Source organism: Acidovorax sp. SRB_24 (assembly GCF_012931925.1).
Genome location: NZ_MWOM01000051.1, coordinates 1 through 15,923, shown reverse-complemented (window position 1 = coordinate 15,923; position 15,923 = coordinate 1). Strand labels below are relative to the sequence as shown.

14 protein-coding genes are annotated in these 15,923 nt (G+C 67.1%); 2 read left to right on the top strand and 12 right to left on the bottom strand.

Features of this window, described 5'->3' with window-relative positions:
• Window positions 1-29 precede the first annotated feature (29 nt).
• Genes B2J89_RS15660 through B2J89_RS15635 form a run of 6 tightly spaced genes read right to left on the bottom strand, consistent with a single transcriptional unit; the run spans window position 30 to window position 3,911 of the window.
• Entirely contained in the window at window positions 30-302 is a 273-nt protein-coding gene (locus tag B2J89_RS15660) for a lipid asymmetry maintenance protein MlaB (RefSeq protein WP_169169993.1), read from the bottom strand.
• A 15-nt stretch (window positions 303-317) separates the two neighbouring features.
• Complete coding sequence (locus tag B2J89_RS15655) at window positions 318-947, bottom strand: phospholipid-binding protein MlaC (RefSeq protein ID WP_169169974.1); 630 nt, start codon at window positions 945-947, stop codon at window positions 318-320.
• Between the two features lie 37 nt (window positions 948-984).
• Window positions 985-1,779 (bottom strand): VacJ family lipoprotein, encoded by a 795-nt coding sequence (locus tag B2J89_RS15650; protein WP_169169973.1) that lies wholly within the window; start codon window positions 1,777-1,779, stop codon window positions 985-987.
• Window positions 1,776-2,261, bottom strand: coding sequence for an outer membrane lipid asymmetry maintenance protein MlaD (gene mlaD, locus B2J89_RS15645; RefSeq protein WP_169169972.1), 486 nt, complete (start codon window positions 2,259-2,261; stop codon window positions 1,776-1,778). The genes B2J89_RS15650 and mlaD overlap by 4 nt, the downstream gene beginning before the upstream one ends.
• Window positions 2,262-2,298: 37 nt before the next feature.
• Window positions 2,299-3,081: a lipid asymmetry maintenance ABC transporter permease subunit MlaE gene (mlaE, locus tag B2J89_RS15640; RefSeq protein ID WP_169169971.1), complete on the bottom strand. Its 783-nt coding sequence runs from the start codon at window positions 3,079-3,081 to the stop codon at window positions 2,299-2,301.
• Window positions 3,078-3,911, bottom strand: a complete 834-nt coding sequence (locus B2J89_RS15635; RefSeq protein ID WP_169169970.1) for an ABC transporter ATP-binding protein — start codon at window positions 3,909-3,911, stop codon at window positions 3,078-3,080. Before B2J89_RS15635 ends, mlaE begins: the two co-directional genes overlap by 4 nt.
• A 337-nt stretch (window positions 3,912-4,248) precedes the next feature.
• Here B2J89_RS15635 and speD point away from each other — a divergent pair, with 337 nt between their 5' ends.
• A complete protein-coding gene (gene speD, locus B2J89_RS15630) occupies window positions 4,249-4,656 on the top strand; it encodes an adenosylmethionine decarboxylase (protein WP_169169969.1) in 408 nt (135 codons plus the stop codon).
• Window positions 4,657-4,829: 173 nt separating this feature from the next.
• The gene (gene speE / locus B2J89_RS15625) at window positions 4,830-5,771 is read left to right on the top strand and encodes a polyamine aminopropyltransferase (RefSeq protein ID WP_169169968.1); all 942 of its coding nucleotides are present in this window, start codon (window positions 4,830-4,832) and stop codon (window positions 5,769-5,771) included.
• 86 nt (window positions 5,772-5,857) lie between these two features.
• Here speE and B2J89_RS15620 read toward each other — a convergent pair whose 3' ends face one another.
• The 6 genes from B2J89_RS15620 to B2J89_RS15595 all read right to left on the bottom strand — a co-directional run bounded on the left by B2J89_RS15620 (window position 5,858) and on the right by B2J89_RS15595 (window position 15,692).
• Window positions 5,858-6,634 carry an amino acid ABC transporter ATP-binding protein gene (locus B2J89_RS15620; protein WP_169169967.1) on the bottom strand — a complete coding sequence of 259 codons (777 nt, stop codon included), beginning with the start codon at window positions 6,632-6,634 and terminating at the stop codon, window positions 5,858-5,860.
• Window positions 6,615-7,268, bottom strand: coding sequence for an amino acid ABC transporter permease (locus B2J89_RS15615; protein ID WP_169169966.1), 654 nt, complete (start codon window positions 7,266-7,268; stop codon window positions 6,615-6,617). The genes B2J89_RS15620 and B2J89_RS15615 overlap by 20 nt, the downstream gene beginning before the upstream one ends.
• 111 nt (window positions 7,269-7,379) lie before the next feature.
• Window positions 7,380-8,183 carry an amino acid ABC transporter substrate-binding protein gene (locus B2J89_RS15610; RefSeq protein ID WP_169169965.1) on the bottom strand — a complete coding sequence of 268 codons (804 nt, stop codon included), beginning with the start codon at window positions 8,181-8,183 and terminating at the stop codon, window positions 7,380-7,382.
• A gap of 349 nt (window positions 8,184-8,532) precedes the next feature.
• Window positions 8,533-10,011 (bottom strand): glutamate synthase subunit beta, encoded by a 1,479-nt coding sequence (locus tag B2J89_RS15605; protein WP_169169964.1) that lies wholly within the window; start codon window positions 10,009-10,011, stop codon window positions 8,533-8,535.
• Window positions 10,012-10,056: 45 nt separating this feature from the next.
• Window positions 10,057-14,811, bottom strand: coding sequence for a glutamate synthase-related protein (locus B2J89_RS15600; protein ID WP_169169963.1), 4,755 nt, complete (start codon window positions 14,809-14,811; stop codon window positions 10,057-10,059).
• Window positions 14,812-14,987: 176 nt separating this feature from the next.
• A complete protein-coding gene (locus tag B2J89_RS15595; RefSeq protein ID WP_169169962.1) occupies window positions 14,988-15,692 on the bottom strand; it encodes a transposase in 705 nt (234 codons plus the stop codon).
• Between the last annotated feature and the right edge of the window lie 231 nt (window positions 15,693-15,923).

Below are 15,923 nucleotides of genomic sequence, written 5' to 3'. Positions count from 1 at the left end.
CCTGGGGGCATTGCCCACGGGGGTCAGGCTCATGCCGCGCTGGGCAGCAGGGGCGCCACGCCGTACAGCGCCGCCATGCGGGCCAGCGCGGGCGGCAGGCCCTTGATGGCAAAGGCCTGGCGCGCCGCCAGGGCCTCGCGCCGGCATTCGAGCAGCACGGCCAGCGCCGAGCTGTCGAAGACCTGCAGGGCGCTCGCGTCGACCACCAGCTGGGCGTCGGTGCGCCCGCGCATGCCCTGCAGCAGCATGCCCAGCGCGCCGCGCGCCTGGCGCTGCGTCAGTTCGGAAGGAAGCACGAGCAAGGCAGCCATCGCGGCTCAGCCCTTGGCGTTGCTCTTGTTGCGCTCGGACAGGCTCTGGATCAGCCCGTCGACGCCGCGGGCGTTGATTTCCTGCGCAAACTGGCTGCGGTAGGTTTCCACCAGCCACACGCCGAGCACGTTGAGGTTGTAGATCTTCCAGCCCGCGCCCGCCTTTTCAAGGCGGTAATCGAGCTGCACCGGGTCGCCGCGGCCGCCGCGCACCTCGGTGCGCACCAGCACATCCTTGTCCTCGGGCGCGGCGCGCAGCGGCTTGACGGTGACGGTCTGGTCGTTGAACTGCGACAGCGCGCCGGCATAGGTGCGCACCAGCAGGATCTTGAACTCGTCCTGCAGGCGCTGCTGCTGCGCCGGCGTGGCCTGGCGCCAGCCCGGCCCCACGGCCGCGGCCGTCATGCGCCGGAAGTTCACATAGGGCATGACGGTGCTGTCCACGAGGGCAATGACCTTCTGCACATCGCCGGACTGCAGCGACTTGTCGGTGCGCAAGGTGTCGAGCACCTGGTTCGACAGGCGCTGGATCAGCGCGTCGGGCGCCTCGTCCGCGGCGTGCGAAGACAGGGACAGCGCCAGCAACACAGCGGCACCGAGGCTGGCGGCCATGCGGCCCAGAAAACGTCGGTTCATTTCATTCCTTTCGTTGCAGCGTCAGCGGCTGCGGCGCTCAGTGGTCGGGCTCGGGCGGCAGCATGCCGCTGTTGTCATCGTTTTCATCATATTGCCCCGGACCGGGCGGCTCGCTGCGCTGTTCGCGCAGGCGCAGGTAGACATCGCGCGTGAAGCTGTACTTGTCGAGCGCCGCGGCATCGAGCACCTCGCCGGCGCGCAGCAGGCTCGCGCGCGTGTCGACCGCGCGCAGGCCATACAGGCTGTTGCGCGCCGACACCGGGGTCACCTGGCCGAGCAGGTTGCCCTGCCAGTCCACCGGCAGCGCGAGCGTGTCGCGCACGGTCGAAGGCCCCAGGATGGGCAGCACCAAATAGGGCCCCGTGGGCACGCCCCAGCGCGCCAGCGTGAGGCCAAAGTCCTGCTTGGCGCGGTCGATGCCCATTTCACTGGCCACATCGAACAGGCCGCCGATACCGAACACGGTGTTGACGTTGAAGCGCACCAGGCTGTTGAGGGCGGCTTCTGCGCGCAGCTGCAGCACGTTGTTGACGAACGACCAGGCATCGCCGAGGTTGGCAAAGAAGTTGCTCACCCCGGTGCGCGCCACGGCGGGCGTGAGGTCCGTGTAGGCCTGGGCCACGGGCTTGAGCACCGCATTATCGACCGCCTGGTTGAACTGCGCCATGCCCCGGTTGTAGGGCTCCAGCGGGTCGTTGCGCGGGCCCGTGGCGCAGCCGGCCAGCGCCAGCACCAGCGTGCCCACGGCCCAGGCGCGCAGGGGCGCGGGCGCGCGGGCGGCGCCGGCAGGGGTGGGATGGCAGGGATGTCCTGCGCGGGAAGAGGTGGTCATTTGTTGCTGCCCGCGGACGGCGTCGCGCCGTCCGCCGCCTTGCTGTAGAGGAACTGGCTGATGAGATTTTCCAACACCACGGCCGACTGCGTCGCCACCACCCGGTCGCCGTTGGCCAGGTGATGCTCGTCGGCACCGGCCTCGATGCCGATGTACTGCTCGCCCAGCAGGCCGCTGGTCAGGATCTTGAGTGAGCTGTCCTTGGGAAAAGCGTAGCGGTTTTCCAGCGCCAGCGTCACGCTGGCCTGGTAAGTCTTGTCGTCAAAGGTGATCGACTCGACGCGCCCGACCACCACGCCGGCGCTGCGCACCGCCGCCTTGGGCTTGAGGCCGCCGATGTTGTCAAAGCGCGCCGTGACCCGGTAGCCGGACTGGAAGTTGAGGCTGAGCAAATTGGCCGCCTGCAATGCCAGAAACACCAGCGCCACCGCGCCGAGCATGACGAACAGGCCCACCCAGACATCGTTTTTGGACTGTTGCATTGTTGGTTTTCCTTGTGCCGCGGGCCCCGGGCCCGCGTCAGAGACTGAACATGAGGGCCGTGAGGACAAAGTCCAGGCCCAGTACCGCCAGCGACGCCACCACCACGGTGCGCGTGGTCGCCCGCGACACGCCCTCGGGCGTCGGCTTCGCCGTGTAGCCCTGCAGCAGGGCGACGAAAGTGACCGTGAAGCCGAACACCAGGCTCTTGATGACGCCGTTGCCGACGTCCTTGAACACGTCCACACCGCCCTGCATCTGGCTCCAGAACGAGCCGGCATCGATGCCGAGCATCACGACCGCCACAAACCATCCGCCGAGCACGCCGACCGCGTTGAACACCAGGGCCAGCACCGGCATCGCAATGACGCCGCCCCAGAAGCGCGGCACCAGGATGCGGCGCACCGGGTCCACGGCCATCATCTCCATCGCGCTGAGCTGCTCGCCCGCGCGCATCAGGCCGATCTCGGCCGTGAGCGAGGTGCCGGCGCGCCCGGCAAACAGCAGCGCCGTGATGACCGGCCCCAGTTCGCGCACCAGCGACAGCGCCACAAGCAGGCCCAGCGCCTCGGTCGAGCCATAACGCTGCAAGGTGTAGTAGCCCTGCAGGCCGAGCACGAAGCCGACAAACAGGCCCGAAACGCCGATGATGGCCAGCGAATAATTGCCCAGGAAATGGATCTGGTCGCGCACCAAGCCGGGCCGCTGGAGCGCGGCGGGCAGCAGGCGCAGCAGCCGCGCCAGCAGTCGCGCGCCCATGCCGATGTCGGCGAGCTTGCGGCGCGCGGCAAAGCCCACGTCGGCCGGCTTGTACCAGCTCATGGTGTGCTCCCGGTCAGCGCGCCAAAGTCCTGCTCCACCGCAGGACCCGGGTAGTGGAACGGCACGGGCCCGGTGGGCAGCGCGTTGACGAACTGGTGCACCAGCGGGTCCTGGCTGCGCCGCACCTCGTCGGGCGTGCCCTGCGCGGCGATGGTGCCCGGCCCCAGAATGACGACATGGTCGGCCAGCGCGAACGTGGCCTCGAGGTCGTGCGACACCAGGATGGTGGTGAGGCCCATCGCATCGTTGAGCGCGCGGATCAGCTGCGCGGCCGTGCCGAGCGAGATCGGGTCCAGCCCCGCAAAGGGCTCGTCGTACATGATCAGCTCGGGGTCGAGCGCGATCGAGCGCGCGAGCGCCACGCGCCGGCCCATGCCGCCCGAGATCTGGCCCGGCATCAGGTCGCGCGCGCCGCGCAGGCCCACGGCATGCAGCTTCATCAGCACGATGTCGCGCACCAGCGGCTCGGGCAGGTCGGTGTGCTCGCGCAGCGGAAACGCCACGTTCTCGAACACGCTCATGTCGGTGAACAGGGCACCGTACTGGAACAGCATGCCCATGCGCCGGCGCGCGGCATAGAGGCCGTCAGCGTCCATGCGGCCCACGTCCTGGCCATCAAACAGCACCTCGCCGCGCTGGGCGCGCTGCTGGCCGCCGATCAGGCGCAGCACCGTGGTCTTGCCGCCGCCCGAGGCACCCATGATGGCCGTCACCTTGCCGCGCGGCACGGTGAGCGACAGCCCGTTCAGCACCGGCCGCTCGCCATAGCCGAAATGGACATCGCGCAGCTCGACCAGCGCGGGAGAGGTGGGCGGTGAAGAAGAGGACATGGATGGGGCAGACAGAAGCGCCGCACACAAAAAGAGGTGCGGCGCGTAACCTACATCATATAGGGAAAGCCCTGAGCTGCCGGACGGGTGTCAGATCCATGCAAATAGCAGGAAGTTATAATGATCGGTTCAGAAATGACCCGCTCGGCCGGCCGAGCGGACTGCTGTCAGCGTTGCTTTGGCGTACAAGCGCACAACGGAACGAGGGCGCGGCAATTGGGCCGGCAACGCTTCTCCCTTCCTTGTGTGCGCACGCCAGCGGCGCACGGGACGGTGGACACGGGCCCTCTGCCGCGTGCCCACCGGTTTTGCCAACCTCGCAAAAGGGAACCATTCCATGAAAAACTTCCAACAAGTCGTGCCCATCACTGCCGCCGTCCCGCGCCAGGCCACGGGCCTGCACCTGATCGGTGACCTGTACGGGTGCTTGTGCGACAGCCGCCTGATGCTCGACGCCGCCCACCTCGAAGCCTTCTGCAAGGCGCGCGTGGCCGACGCCGGCCTGACGTCGGTCGGCAGCCTGTTCCACAGCTTTGGCGAAGGCGGCGGCGTGACCGGCGTGGTCGTGCTGGCCGAGTCGCACCTGTCGATCCACACCTGGCCCGAGGCCGGCTACGTCACGCTCGACGTGTATGTGTGCAACTACTCCACCAACAACCGCCCGAAGGCGCAGAAGCTGTTCGACGATATCCAGGCGGCCTTCAGCCCGAGCGACCCGCACCTGCACCGCGTCGAGCGCGCCTGAAATGAAGCAACACCCCCCTGAGTCGCTTCGCGCCTTCCCCCCTCTCTGTCGCTATCGCGCGGAGGGGGGACACCGCCAGCGCGGCGGGGCGGCCCTTGCGCGGCGGTTGCTGGCATGGGCTGCGCCGGTTGCATGGTCTGCGTACGACGCATACAGAAGAAAGGAGCGTTGACATGGCCGGACCACGCTACGTGGCCGAGCGCCTGACGCCCGACTTCGGCTTTTACCTGCGCGAGGCCCAGCTGCTGGCGCAAAAGCAGTCACCGTGGCAGCACATCGAGGTGTTCGAGAACGCGCTGTTCGGCCGCGTGATGCGCATCGACGGCTGCTTCATGACGTCCGAGCGCGACGAATTCTTCTACCACGAGCCCATGGTGCACCTGCCCGCTATCGCCCATGCGGGTCCGCGCAGCGCGCTGGTGGTCGGCGGCGGCGACGGCGGCGCGGCCGAGGAGCTGCTCAAGCACCCGGGCATGGAGCGCGTGGTGCTGGCCGAGCTCGACGCCGACGTGGTGCAGCTCGCGCGCGAATGGCTCGGCAACATCCACCGCGGCGCCTTCGACGACCCGCGTCTGGAGCTGCGCCTGGGCGACGCGCGCGCGCTGATCGAGTCGTGCAGCGAGCGCTTCGACCAGATCGTGCTCGACCTGACCGACCCGTTCGGCCCGGCGCTCGACCTCTACACGGTGGAGTTCTACCAGGCCTGCCGGCGCGCGCTGAACCCCGGCGGCGTGCTGTCGCTGCACCTGGGCTCGCCGATCCACCTGCCCGGCTCGATGGCGCGCATCGCCGCCTCGCTGCGCGCGGCCTTCCCCATCGTGCGGCCCTACCTGCAGTACGTGCCGCTGTACGGCACGCTGTGGTGCATGGCGATGGCCTCGGACAGCACCGATCCGGCACTGCTCGGCGCTGACGAGGTCGACGCGCGCATTGCCGCGCGCGGCCTGCAGGACTTGCAGCTCTATAACGGCGCCACGCACCAGGCGCTGCTGGCGCAGCCCAACTTCGTGCGCACCCTGCTGGCGCAGCCTGCGCAGCCGATCCACCGCGGCGGCACGCTCGACGAGGCCATCGACCCCGACAGCATTCCGGCCGTGGCCGTGCTGCCGGCCTGAAAAAACCCTGCCCGCGCGCGGCGGGCAGGAATATCGGTCAAATCGGCTTCCAACGCTTACCCAGAAAGCGCTGGAAGCTATCTTTTTCAAAGCATGTGGTTCAGGAAGGCGCGCGTGCGCTCGTGGCGCGGCTGGGCGAAGAATTCGGCGGCGGGCTGCGCCTCGAGGATTTCGCCCTGGTCCATGAAGACCACGCTGTTGGCGACCTCGCGCGCAAAACCCATCTCGTGCGTGACCACCAGCATCGTCATGCGCTCGTCGGCCAGCTGGCGCATCGTGCGCAGCACCTCGCCCGTGAGCTCGGGGTCGAGCGCTGACGTGGGCTCGTCGAACAGCATGATGTCGGGCTCCATGGCCAGCGCGCGCGCGATCGCCACGCGCTGCTTTTGCCCGCCCGACAGGCGCGCGGGGTAGCTGTCGCGCTTCTCGCTCAGGCCGACCTTGGCGAGCAAGGCCTCGGCCTTGGGCGTGATCTCGGCCGCCGACAGGCCCTTGACCACCATCGGTGCCTCGATGATGTTCTGCAGCACCGTGAGGTGCGGAAACAGGTTGAAGTGCTGGAACACCATGCCCATCTTGCGGCAGATGCGGCGCACCTGCGCGTCGGGCACGTAGCGGCAGTGCCCGTGGGCGTCGGTCGTGACCACCACCTCGCGCTCGATGGCGAGGTAGCCGCTGTCGATGGTTTCGAGGTGGTTGAGGCAGCGCAAAAAGGTGCTCTTGCCCGAGCCCGACGGCCCGATCACGGCCACGACCTCGCCGCGGTCCAGGCGCAGAGACACGTTCTTGAGCACCCGCGTGGGGCCGAAGCTCTTGCAGAGGCCGCGCGCCTCGATCATGGGCTCAGGCGTCGTGTTTGGCATAGCGGTTCTCCAGGCGCTGGAAGCCCCAGGTCAGCACCAGGGTCATGGTCAGATAGAAGGCGGCGGCGACGATGAACGGCGTGGTCGTGAAGTCGCGCTGCACGATGCCGCGCGCGGCGCGCAGCAGGTCGTTGAGCGCCAGCACGTAGATCAGCGAGGTGTCCTTGACCAGCGTGATGGTCTCGTTGCTCATGGGCGGCAGGATGCGGCGCACCATCTGCGGCAGCACGATGCGGCGCATGGTCTGGCCGTAGCCCATGCCCAGCACCTTGGCGGCCTCGTACTGGCCGCGGTCCACCGACTGGATGCCGGCGCGGAAGATTTCGGCGAAGTAGGCCGCGTAGTTGAGCGCAAACGCCAGCACGGCGGCCGGAAAGTCGGGCAGGCGCACGCCGATCACCGGAACGAAGGGCAGCGCGAAGTAGATGAACAGCATCTGCAGCATCAGCGGCGTGCCGCGCATCAGCCAGATGTAGCCGTTGACCAGCAGGCTCAGCGAGCGAAAGGGCGAGATGCGCGCCAGCGCCAGCGCCAGGCCCAGCGGCACGGCCAGCGCCAGCGTGATGAAGAAAAGCTTGAGCGTCACCGTGGCGCCTTGCCACAGTGGAGCCATCATTGAAAGCGCGTAGTCCATGCCCATTGCCTCAGGTTCCGCCCGTGCGCCGCGCCACGGACGGGGCGGCGCAAACGCAAAACACCGGCTGGCCGACGGGCGGCTCAGCCGGTGTGCTCAGCCCTGCAGAGGTTACTTGATGATGTCCTTGCCAAACCACTGGGTGGCGATCTTGGCCGAGGTGCCGTCCGCCTTCATGTCGACCAGGGCCTTGTCGAGCTTGCTGTGCAGGTCGGTATCGTCCTTGCGCACACCCACGCCGTAGTCTTCGGTGCCGAAGTGCTCGTCGAGCACGGCGTAGTCGGCGGGTTTCTTGGCCACGTAGTAGCGGCCCACCACCTCATCGACCACCACGGCGTCGAGGCGGCCCGTCGCCAGGTCCATCAGCGCCGTCACGTTGTCGCCGAAGGTCTTGAACTCCTTGAACGTCTGGAACACGGCATCGTCCTTCTTCACCGCATCGACAGCGCTGCTGCCTTCCTGCGCGCCGACGACCTTGCCGGCCAGATCGGCCTTGGTCTTGACCGCGGAGCTGGCGCCCACCACGACGATCTGGTGGTTTTCCATGTAGGGGGCCGTGAAGTCGATGTTCTTCTTGCGCTCTTCGGTGATGGTCAGGCCGTTCCAGAGCACGTCCACGCGCTTGCTGTTGAGTTCGGCTTCCTTGGCGCTCCAGTCGATCGGCTTGAATTCGACCTCCACGCCCAGGCGCTTGCTGGCCTCGCGGGCCATGTCGACGTCAAAACCGACCAGCTCGTTCTTTTCGTCGCGGAAACCCATGGGCGGAAAGTTGTCGTCCAGGCCGACCACGATCTTGGTGATGGCGGCGGGGGCCGGGGTCGACTCTGCGGCGGCCTGGGCGGCGGGCTCTTGCTTACCGCACGCGGCCAATAGGACGCCCATGGACAACAACAAAACAGCAGTGAGTTTTTTCATGGTGGGTGGAGTTTCCAGGGATAAAAACGGACGCAGGGCCGCACGCACAGGGCAGTCTGCCCTGCCGCGGGGGCCCCAGGAAGTCCGCATTGTCCCCGATATTCGGGTTAACCCCGAATCGCGCGGCACAAAACGCGCCTGCGGGAAAGGACTTCAGCGCGCCAGGCGATCAAGCCCCTCACGCAGCGACAGTGCGCCTGGCCGTGTCAGCGCGGCAGGTCGCTGAAACCCATCAGGAACTCGTCGACCGCGCGCGCGGCCTGGCGGGCCCTCGCGCGCTGCGGGCGGCCAGCCCGCAGCCCACTCCTGTCGCCCCTCGGGCGATTTGCGGGGGCCGGGCGCGGCCTGGTCAACGCGGCAGGTCGCTGAAACCCATCAGGAACTCGTCGACCGCGCGCGCGGCCTGGCGGCCCTCGCGAATCGCCCAGACGACCAGGCTCTGCCCGCGCCGGATGTCGCCTGCGGCGAACACCTTGGACACGTTGGTGGCGTAGCCGCCGATGAAGTCCACCGTGGCGCGGGCATTGCCGCGCGCGTCCTTGTCGACGCCAAAGGCGTCGAGCACGGGGGCCACGGGGCTGACGAAGCCCATGGCCAGCAGCACCAGGTCGGCGGGGTGGTGCTGTTCGGTGCCCGGCACTTCGACCAGCCGGCCCTCCTTGAATTCGACCTGCACCGTGGTCAAGCCCTTGAGCTTGCCCTTCTCGCCCGTGAACTCCTTGGTGGAGATGGCGAAGGCGCGCGCGCAGCCCTCTTCGTGACTGGAGCTGGTGCGCAGCTTGAGCGGCCAGTAGGGCCAGGTCAGCGGCCGGTTTTCCTCTTCTGGCGGCTGCGGCATGACCTCGAACTGCGTCACGCTGGCCGCGCCATGGCGGTTGCTGGTGCCCACGCAGTCGCTGCCGGTGTCGCCGCCGCCGATCACGATGACGTGCTTGCCGGTCGCTGAAATCTGGCCCTTGACCTTGTCGCCGGCGTTGACCTTGTTTTGCTGCGGCAGGAACTCCATGGCGAAGTGCACGCCAGCGAGGTCGCGCCCCGGCACCGGCAGGTCGCGCGACTGCTCGGCACCGCCGGCCAGCAGCACGGCGTCAAATTGCTGCTGCAGCTGTTCGGGCGTGATGGTTTCCTTGGCCCAGTTGGTGACCTTGGAACCCTGGCCCAGGCCGTCCTGCGCGGCGCCGACGAAGACGGCGGTGCGGAACCGCACGCCCTCGGCCTCCATCTGCGCCACGCGCTTGTCGATGTGGCTTTTTTCCATCTTGAAGTCGGGAATGCCATAGCGCAGCAGGCCGCCGATGCGGTCGTTCTTCTCGAACACGGTCACGCTGTGGCCGGCGCGCGCCAGCTGCTGGGCCGCGGCCAAGCCGGCCGGACCCGAACCGACCACGGCCACCGTTTTGCCCGTCTGGTGGCGGGCCGGCTGCGGCGTGACCCAGCCGTGCTCCCAGGCGCGGTCGATGATGGCGTGCTCGATGCTCTTGATGCCAACGGGATCGTCGTTCACGTTCAGCACGCAGGCCGCCTCGCAGGGCGCGGGGCAGATGCGGCCGGTGAACTCGGGGAAGTTGTTGGTCGAGTCGAGCACGGCAAAGGCGCTCTTCCAGTCGCTCTGGTAGACCAGATCGTTGAAGTCCGGAATGACGTTGTTGACCGGGCAGCCACTGTTGCAAAACGGCGTGCCGCAGTCCATGCAGCGCGCCGCCTGCACCTTGGCCTGCGCGTCGTCGAGGCCGATGACGAATTCCTTGTAGCTCTTGACGCGCTCGGGCACGGGCCGGTAGCCCTCCTCGATGCGCTCGTATTCCATGAAGCCGGTGGTCTTTCCCATGTCCGTGTCCTAGTGAATGCTGTGCGTGGCGTGTGGCAAACCGGCTTACTTGGCCGCCACCGCTTCGTTTTCAGGAGCTGCAACCGCAGGCGTTGCGGCGTCTTCGAGCACTTTTCGCTCATACATCTCGGACAGCGCGCGCTTGTACTCGGTCGGGAAGACCTTGACGAACTTGCTGCGCGAGGCGGCCCAGTGGTCGAGCAGCTCGCGCGCGCGCTTGCTGCCGGTCCAGCGGTTGTGGTCTTCCAGCAGCTTCTTGAGCAGGGCCTCGTCGGTTTTTCCCTGGTGGCGGACGGCGCGCGGGTGCATGGCGATCTGCTCGTCGCTGGGCACGATGCGCTCGAGCGCCACCATGGCCATGTTGCAGCGCGTGTCGAACTGGCCGTCCTCGTCGTAGACGTAGGCCACGCCGCCGCTCATGCCGGCGGCAAAGTTGCGCCCGGTCTTGCCGAGCACCACCACGGTGCCGCCGGTCATGTACTCGCAGCCGTGGTCGCCCGTGCCCTCGACCACCGCCGTGGCACCCGACAGGCGCACGGCAAAGCGCTCGCCGGCCACGCCGCTGAAGAAGGCCTCGCCGCTGGTCGCGCCGTACAGCACGGTGTTGCCGACGATGGTGTTGCGCGCCGCCTCGCCGCGGAAGTCGAGGCTCGGGCGCACCACGATGCGGCCGCCCGAGAGGCCCTTGCCGGTGTAGTCGTTGGCGTCGCCGATCAGGCTCAGCGTGATGCCGCGCGCGAGGAACGCGCCAAACGACTGCCCGCCCGTGCCCTCGAACTGGATGCGGATCGTGTCGTCGGGCAGGCCCTCGGGGTGCTGGCGCGTGACCGCGCCCGAGAGCATGGCGCCCACGGTGCGGTTGACGTTGCGCGCCACCTCCATGATCTGCACGCGCTCGCCGTGCTCGATGGCGGGGCGGCAGCGCTCGATCAGCTTGCGGTCGAGCGTGTGGCCCAGGTTGTGGTCCTGCTCCTCGGCGTGGTAGCGCGGCACGTCGGCGCCCACCGGTGGCTGGGCAAACAGGCGGCCAAAGTCCAGGCCACTGGCCTTCCAGTGTGCGATGCCGGCGCGCATGTCGAGCAGGTCGGTGCGGCCGATCAGCTCGTCGAATTTGCGGATGCCCAGCTGCGCCATGATCTGGCGCACTTCCTCGGCGACGAAGAAGAAGTAGTTGACGACATGCTCGGGCTTGCCCGAGAACTTGGCGCGCAAGGCCGGGTCCTGCGTGGCCACGCCCACGGGGCAGGTGTTGAGGTGGCACTTGCGCATCATGATGCAGCCCTCGACCACCAGCGGCGCCGTGGCAAAGCCGAACTCGTCGGCGCCGAGCAGCGCCCCGATGGCGACGTCGCGGCCGGTCTTCATCTGGCCGTCGGCCTGCACGCGGATGCGCCCGCGCAGGCGGTTCAAGACCAGCGTCTGCTGGGTCTCGGCCAGGCCGATCTCCCAGGGGCTGCCGGCGTGCTTGATCGACGACCAGGGCGAGGCGCCCGTGCCGCCGTCGTGACCCGCGATCACCACGTGATCGCTCTTGCACTTGGCGACGCCGGCGGCGACCGTGCCCACGCCCACTTCGGAGACGAGCTTGACGCTGATGCTGGCGTGCGGCGCCACGTTCTTGAGGTCGTGGATCAGCTGCGCCAGGTCTTCGATCGAATAGATGTCGTGGTGCGGCGGCGGCGAGATCAGGCCCACGCCGGGCACGCTGTGGCGCAGCTTGCCGATGTAGTGGCTGACCTTGCCGCCGGGCAGCTGGCCGCCCTCGCCGGGCTTGGCGCCCTGGGCCATCTTGATCTGGATCTGGTCGGCCGACGAGAGGTATTCGGCCGTGACGCCAAAGCGGCCCGACGCCACCTGCTTGATGCGGCTGCGCAGCGAGTCGCCATCCTGCAGCGGCAGGTCGACCTCGACGTTTTCGGCGCCGATCACGCTCTTCAAGCTGTCGCCCTGGCGGATCGGGATGCCCTTGAGCTCGTTGCGGTAGCGCTTGGGATCCTCGCCGCCCTCGCCGGTGTTGCTCTTGCCGCCGATGCGGTTCATGGCGACGGCCAGCGTGGCGTGGGCTTCGGTGCTGATCGAGCCGAGCGACATGGCGCCGGTGGCAAAGCGCTTGACGATCTCCTTGGCGGGCTCGACCTCGTCGATGGCAATCGCCTGGGCCGGGTCGAACTTGAACTCGAACAGGCCGCGCAGCGTCATGTGGCGGCGGCTCTGGTCGTTCACCAGCTGGGCGTATTCCTTGTACGTATTCCAGTTGTTGGCGCGCGTGCTGTGCTGCAGCTTGGCAATGGTGTCGGGCGTCCACATGTGCTCTTCGCCGCGCGCGCGCCAGGCGTATTCGCCGCCGGCGTCAAGCATGTGCGCGAGCAGCGGGTCGCCACCGAACGCCGCCTTGTGCATGCGGATGGCCTCTTCGGCGATCTCGAACACGCCAATGCCTTCGACGCGGCTGGCCGTGCCGGTGAAGTACTTGGCCACGGTGGCGCTGTTGATGCCGATGGCCTCGAACAGCTGCGCGCCGCAGTAGCTCATGTAGGTGCTCACGCCCATCTTGGACATGATCTTCGACAGGCCCTTGCCGATGGCCTTGGTGTAGTGGCCGATGGCCTTGTCGGCCGACAGGTCGCCCGAGAACTCCTTGTGCATGTCGGCCAGCGTCTCCAGCGCCAAATAGGGGTGCACGGCCTCGGCGCCGTAGCCGGCGAGCACGGCGAAGTGGTGCACCTCGCGCGCGGTGCCGGTCTCGACCACCAGGCCGGCCGTCGTGCGCAGGCCCTTGGCGACCAGGTGCTGGTGGATGGCCGAGAGCGCCAGCAGCGCCGGGATGGCCACCTGGGTGCTGCTGATGCCGCGGTCGCTGATGATCAGGATGTTGGCGCCGCCCTTGATCGCGTCCACCGCCTGCGCGCACAGCGAGGCGAGCTTGGCTTCCACGCCCTGCTTGCCCCAGGCCAGCGGGTAGGTGATGTCGATGGTGGCGCTCTTGAACTTGCCCTGCGTGTGTTTTTCAATGTCGCGCAGCTTGGCGATGGCGGCGAAATCGAGCACGGGCTGGCTCACTTCGAGCCGCATCGGCGGGTTGACCTGGTTGATGTCGAGCAGGTTCGGCTTGGGGCCGATGAAGCTGTTGAGCGACATCACGATGGCCTCGCGGATCGGGTCGATCGGCGGGTTCGTCACCTGCGCGAACAGCTGCTTGAAGTAGTGGTAGAGCGGCTTGTTCTTGTCCGAGAGCACGGCCAGCGGGCTGTCGTTGCCCATGGAGCCGATGCCCTCCTCACCGTTCTTGGCCATGGGCGCGAGCAGGAACTTGAGGTCTTCCTGCGTGGTGCCAAAGGCCTGCTGGCGGTCGAGCAGGGGCAGCGGGTGGGCGGGCGCAGGCACGGGCGCGTCCAGCACGATGCTGTCGAGCTTGATGCGCAGGTTCTCGATCCACTGCTTGTAGGGCTTGGTGTTGACGATGTTGGCCTTGAGCTCGTCGTCGTCGATCATGCGGCCCTGCTCCAGGTCGATCAGCAGCATCTTGCCCGGCTGCAGGCGCCATTTGCGCACGATGCGGTTCTCGGGCACGGGCAGCACGCCCGACTCGGACGCGAGGATCACCAGGTCGTCGTCGGTCACGCAGTAGCGGGACGGCCGCAGGCCGTTGCGGTCGAGCGTGGCGCCGATCTGGCGGCCGTCGGTGAAGACGATGGAGGCCGGGCCGTCCCAGGGCTCGAGCATGGCGGCGTGGTACTCGTAGAACGCGCGCCGGCGCGGGTCCATGGTCGTGTGCTGCTCCCAGGGCTCGGGGATCATCATCATCACGGCCTGGCTGATCGGGTAGCCGGCCATGGTCAGCAATTCGAGGCAGTTGTCGAACGTGGCCGTGTCCGACTGGTCGGCGAAGCTGATCGGGTAGAGCTTTTGCAGGTCGGCCGCCAGCACGGGCGACGCCATCACGCCCTCGCGCGCCTTCATCCAGTTGTAGTTGCCCTTGACGGTGTTGATCTCGCCGTTGTGCGCCACGTAGCGGTACGGGTGGGCCAGCGGCCACTCGGGGAAGGTGTTGGTCGAGAAGCGCTGGTGCACCAGGCCGAGCGCCGAGACACAGCGCACGTCCTGCAGGTCGAGGTAGTACTTGCCCACCTGGTCGGCCAGCAGCAGGCCTTTGTAGATCACGGTGCGGCTGCTCATGCTGGGCACGTAATACTCTTTGCTGTGCTTGAGCCGCAGCGCCTGGATGGCGGCGCTGGCGGTCTTGCGGATCACATAGAGCTTGCGCTCGAGCGCGTCCTGCACGATCACGTCGCTGCCGCGGCCGATGAACACCTGGCGCAGGATGGGCTCTTTCGCGCGCACGGTGGGCGACATCGGCATGTCCTTGTCCACCGGCACATCGCGCCAGCCCAGCAGCACCTGGCCTTCGGCGCGGATGGCACGCTCCATCTCCTGCTCGCAGGCCAGACGCGAAGCGTGCTCCTTGGGCAGAAAGATCATGCCGACGCCGTACTCGCCCGCGGCGGGCAGCGTGACACCCACGGAACCGTCCGGGGCCGTTCCGGCCCGGGCCATCTCCTCGCGGTAGAGCGCGTCGGGAATCTGGATCAGAATGCCCGCGCCATCGCCCATCAGCTTGTCGGCCCCCACCGCGCCGCGGTGGTCGATGTTCTCGAGGATCTTCAGCGCCTGCGTGACGATGTCGTGGCGCTTCTCGCCCTGGATATGGGCCACAAAGCCCAGCCCGCAGGCATCGTGCTCATGCCCGGCCGCATACAGGCCGTGTTGTGTCAGGTGCGCAATTTCAGCCGCGGTGGTCATGGTGTGCATCTCTTGTGTGTTCACAGAAACACAAGATTAGTGCAATGCAACATACGGGTGCAAGCAAAATAATAGGGGTCAGATTCCAATTAAATGAACTAATTAACCCATCTATTTAAATTAGGGACGAATCAAATTCAATAGCAAATAGTTAAGACATACAAAGGGATGCGAGGCTATTTGACCATGATTTTTCGCACGCTAGGCGGCCGCCCTGGCTTGGCTTTGGTAACGCGGCGTGGCGATTTTTTTTGCAAGGCCGCGACAAAATCCGCACTTCCCAGAGCCCAGCCGCGCAAGGCCGCGTCGGTCAGCGCCACCTGCTCGCCATGGCCGATGCTTGCCTGCACCAGCGCGGCATAAGCGGCCTCGCGCGCAAAGGGCGTGTTGCCCAGCGCCCAGTACAGCGCATGCGGCGTGACCAGCTTGTCGCTGCGCTGGCCCAGGTGGTGGGCATGGCTGGACCAGGGCCAGGCACCCGGCTGCGCCACCCTGCCGGCGCGCACCGGGTTCAGGTCGAGGTAGACCATGCAGGCCAGCAGGTAGCGCTCGGTCTCGATCAGCGTCGAACGGTAGCGCCCTTCCCACAGCGTGCCAGAGCGGCCATGGCGCTGGTTGAAAGTGCGCACATAGCTGCGCCCCACGGCCTGCATCATCAGCGGCAGCGCCTCGGCGGTGGACGGTGTGGCCAGCAGGTGGAAGTGGTTGTCCATCAGCACATAGGCATGCACCGCCACGCCGAACTTTTGCGCGCTCTCGGTCAAGAGCGCGAGCATGGTCTCGAAGTCCTGTTTGTCCGCAAAGATCATCTGGCGGTTGTTGCCGCGCTGGATGATGTGGTGCGGGTAGCCGGGCAGGGTCAGACGGGGCAGGCGGGCCATGGGAAGTTCCAGAGAGGACGATGTGCGCAATTTTAAATTGGTGTCTGACCCCGATTAGATTGATTAGTTGTGCGCTTGTTGCCGAGGGCGGAGGCCGGATCTCGCCTCGGCGGGCGGCTTTTCTTGGGTTCCTTGCGTTTATTGACGATGTGCCCTTCGCTGGGGGCAGAGGCCGGGTCTCGCCCCGGCGGGCGAGGTACTTTTCTTTGCTTCGCTGTATGGACCGCAGAC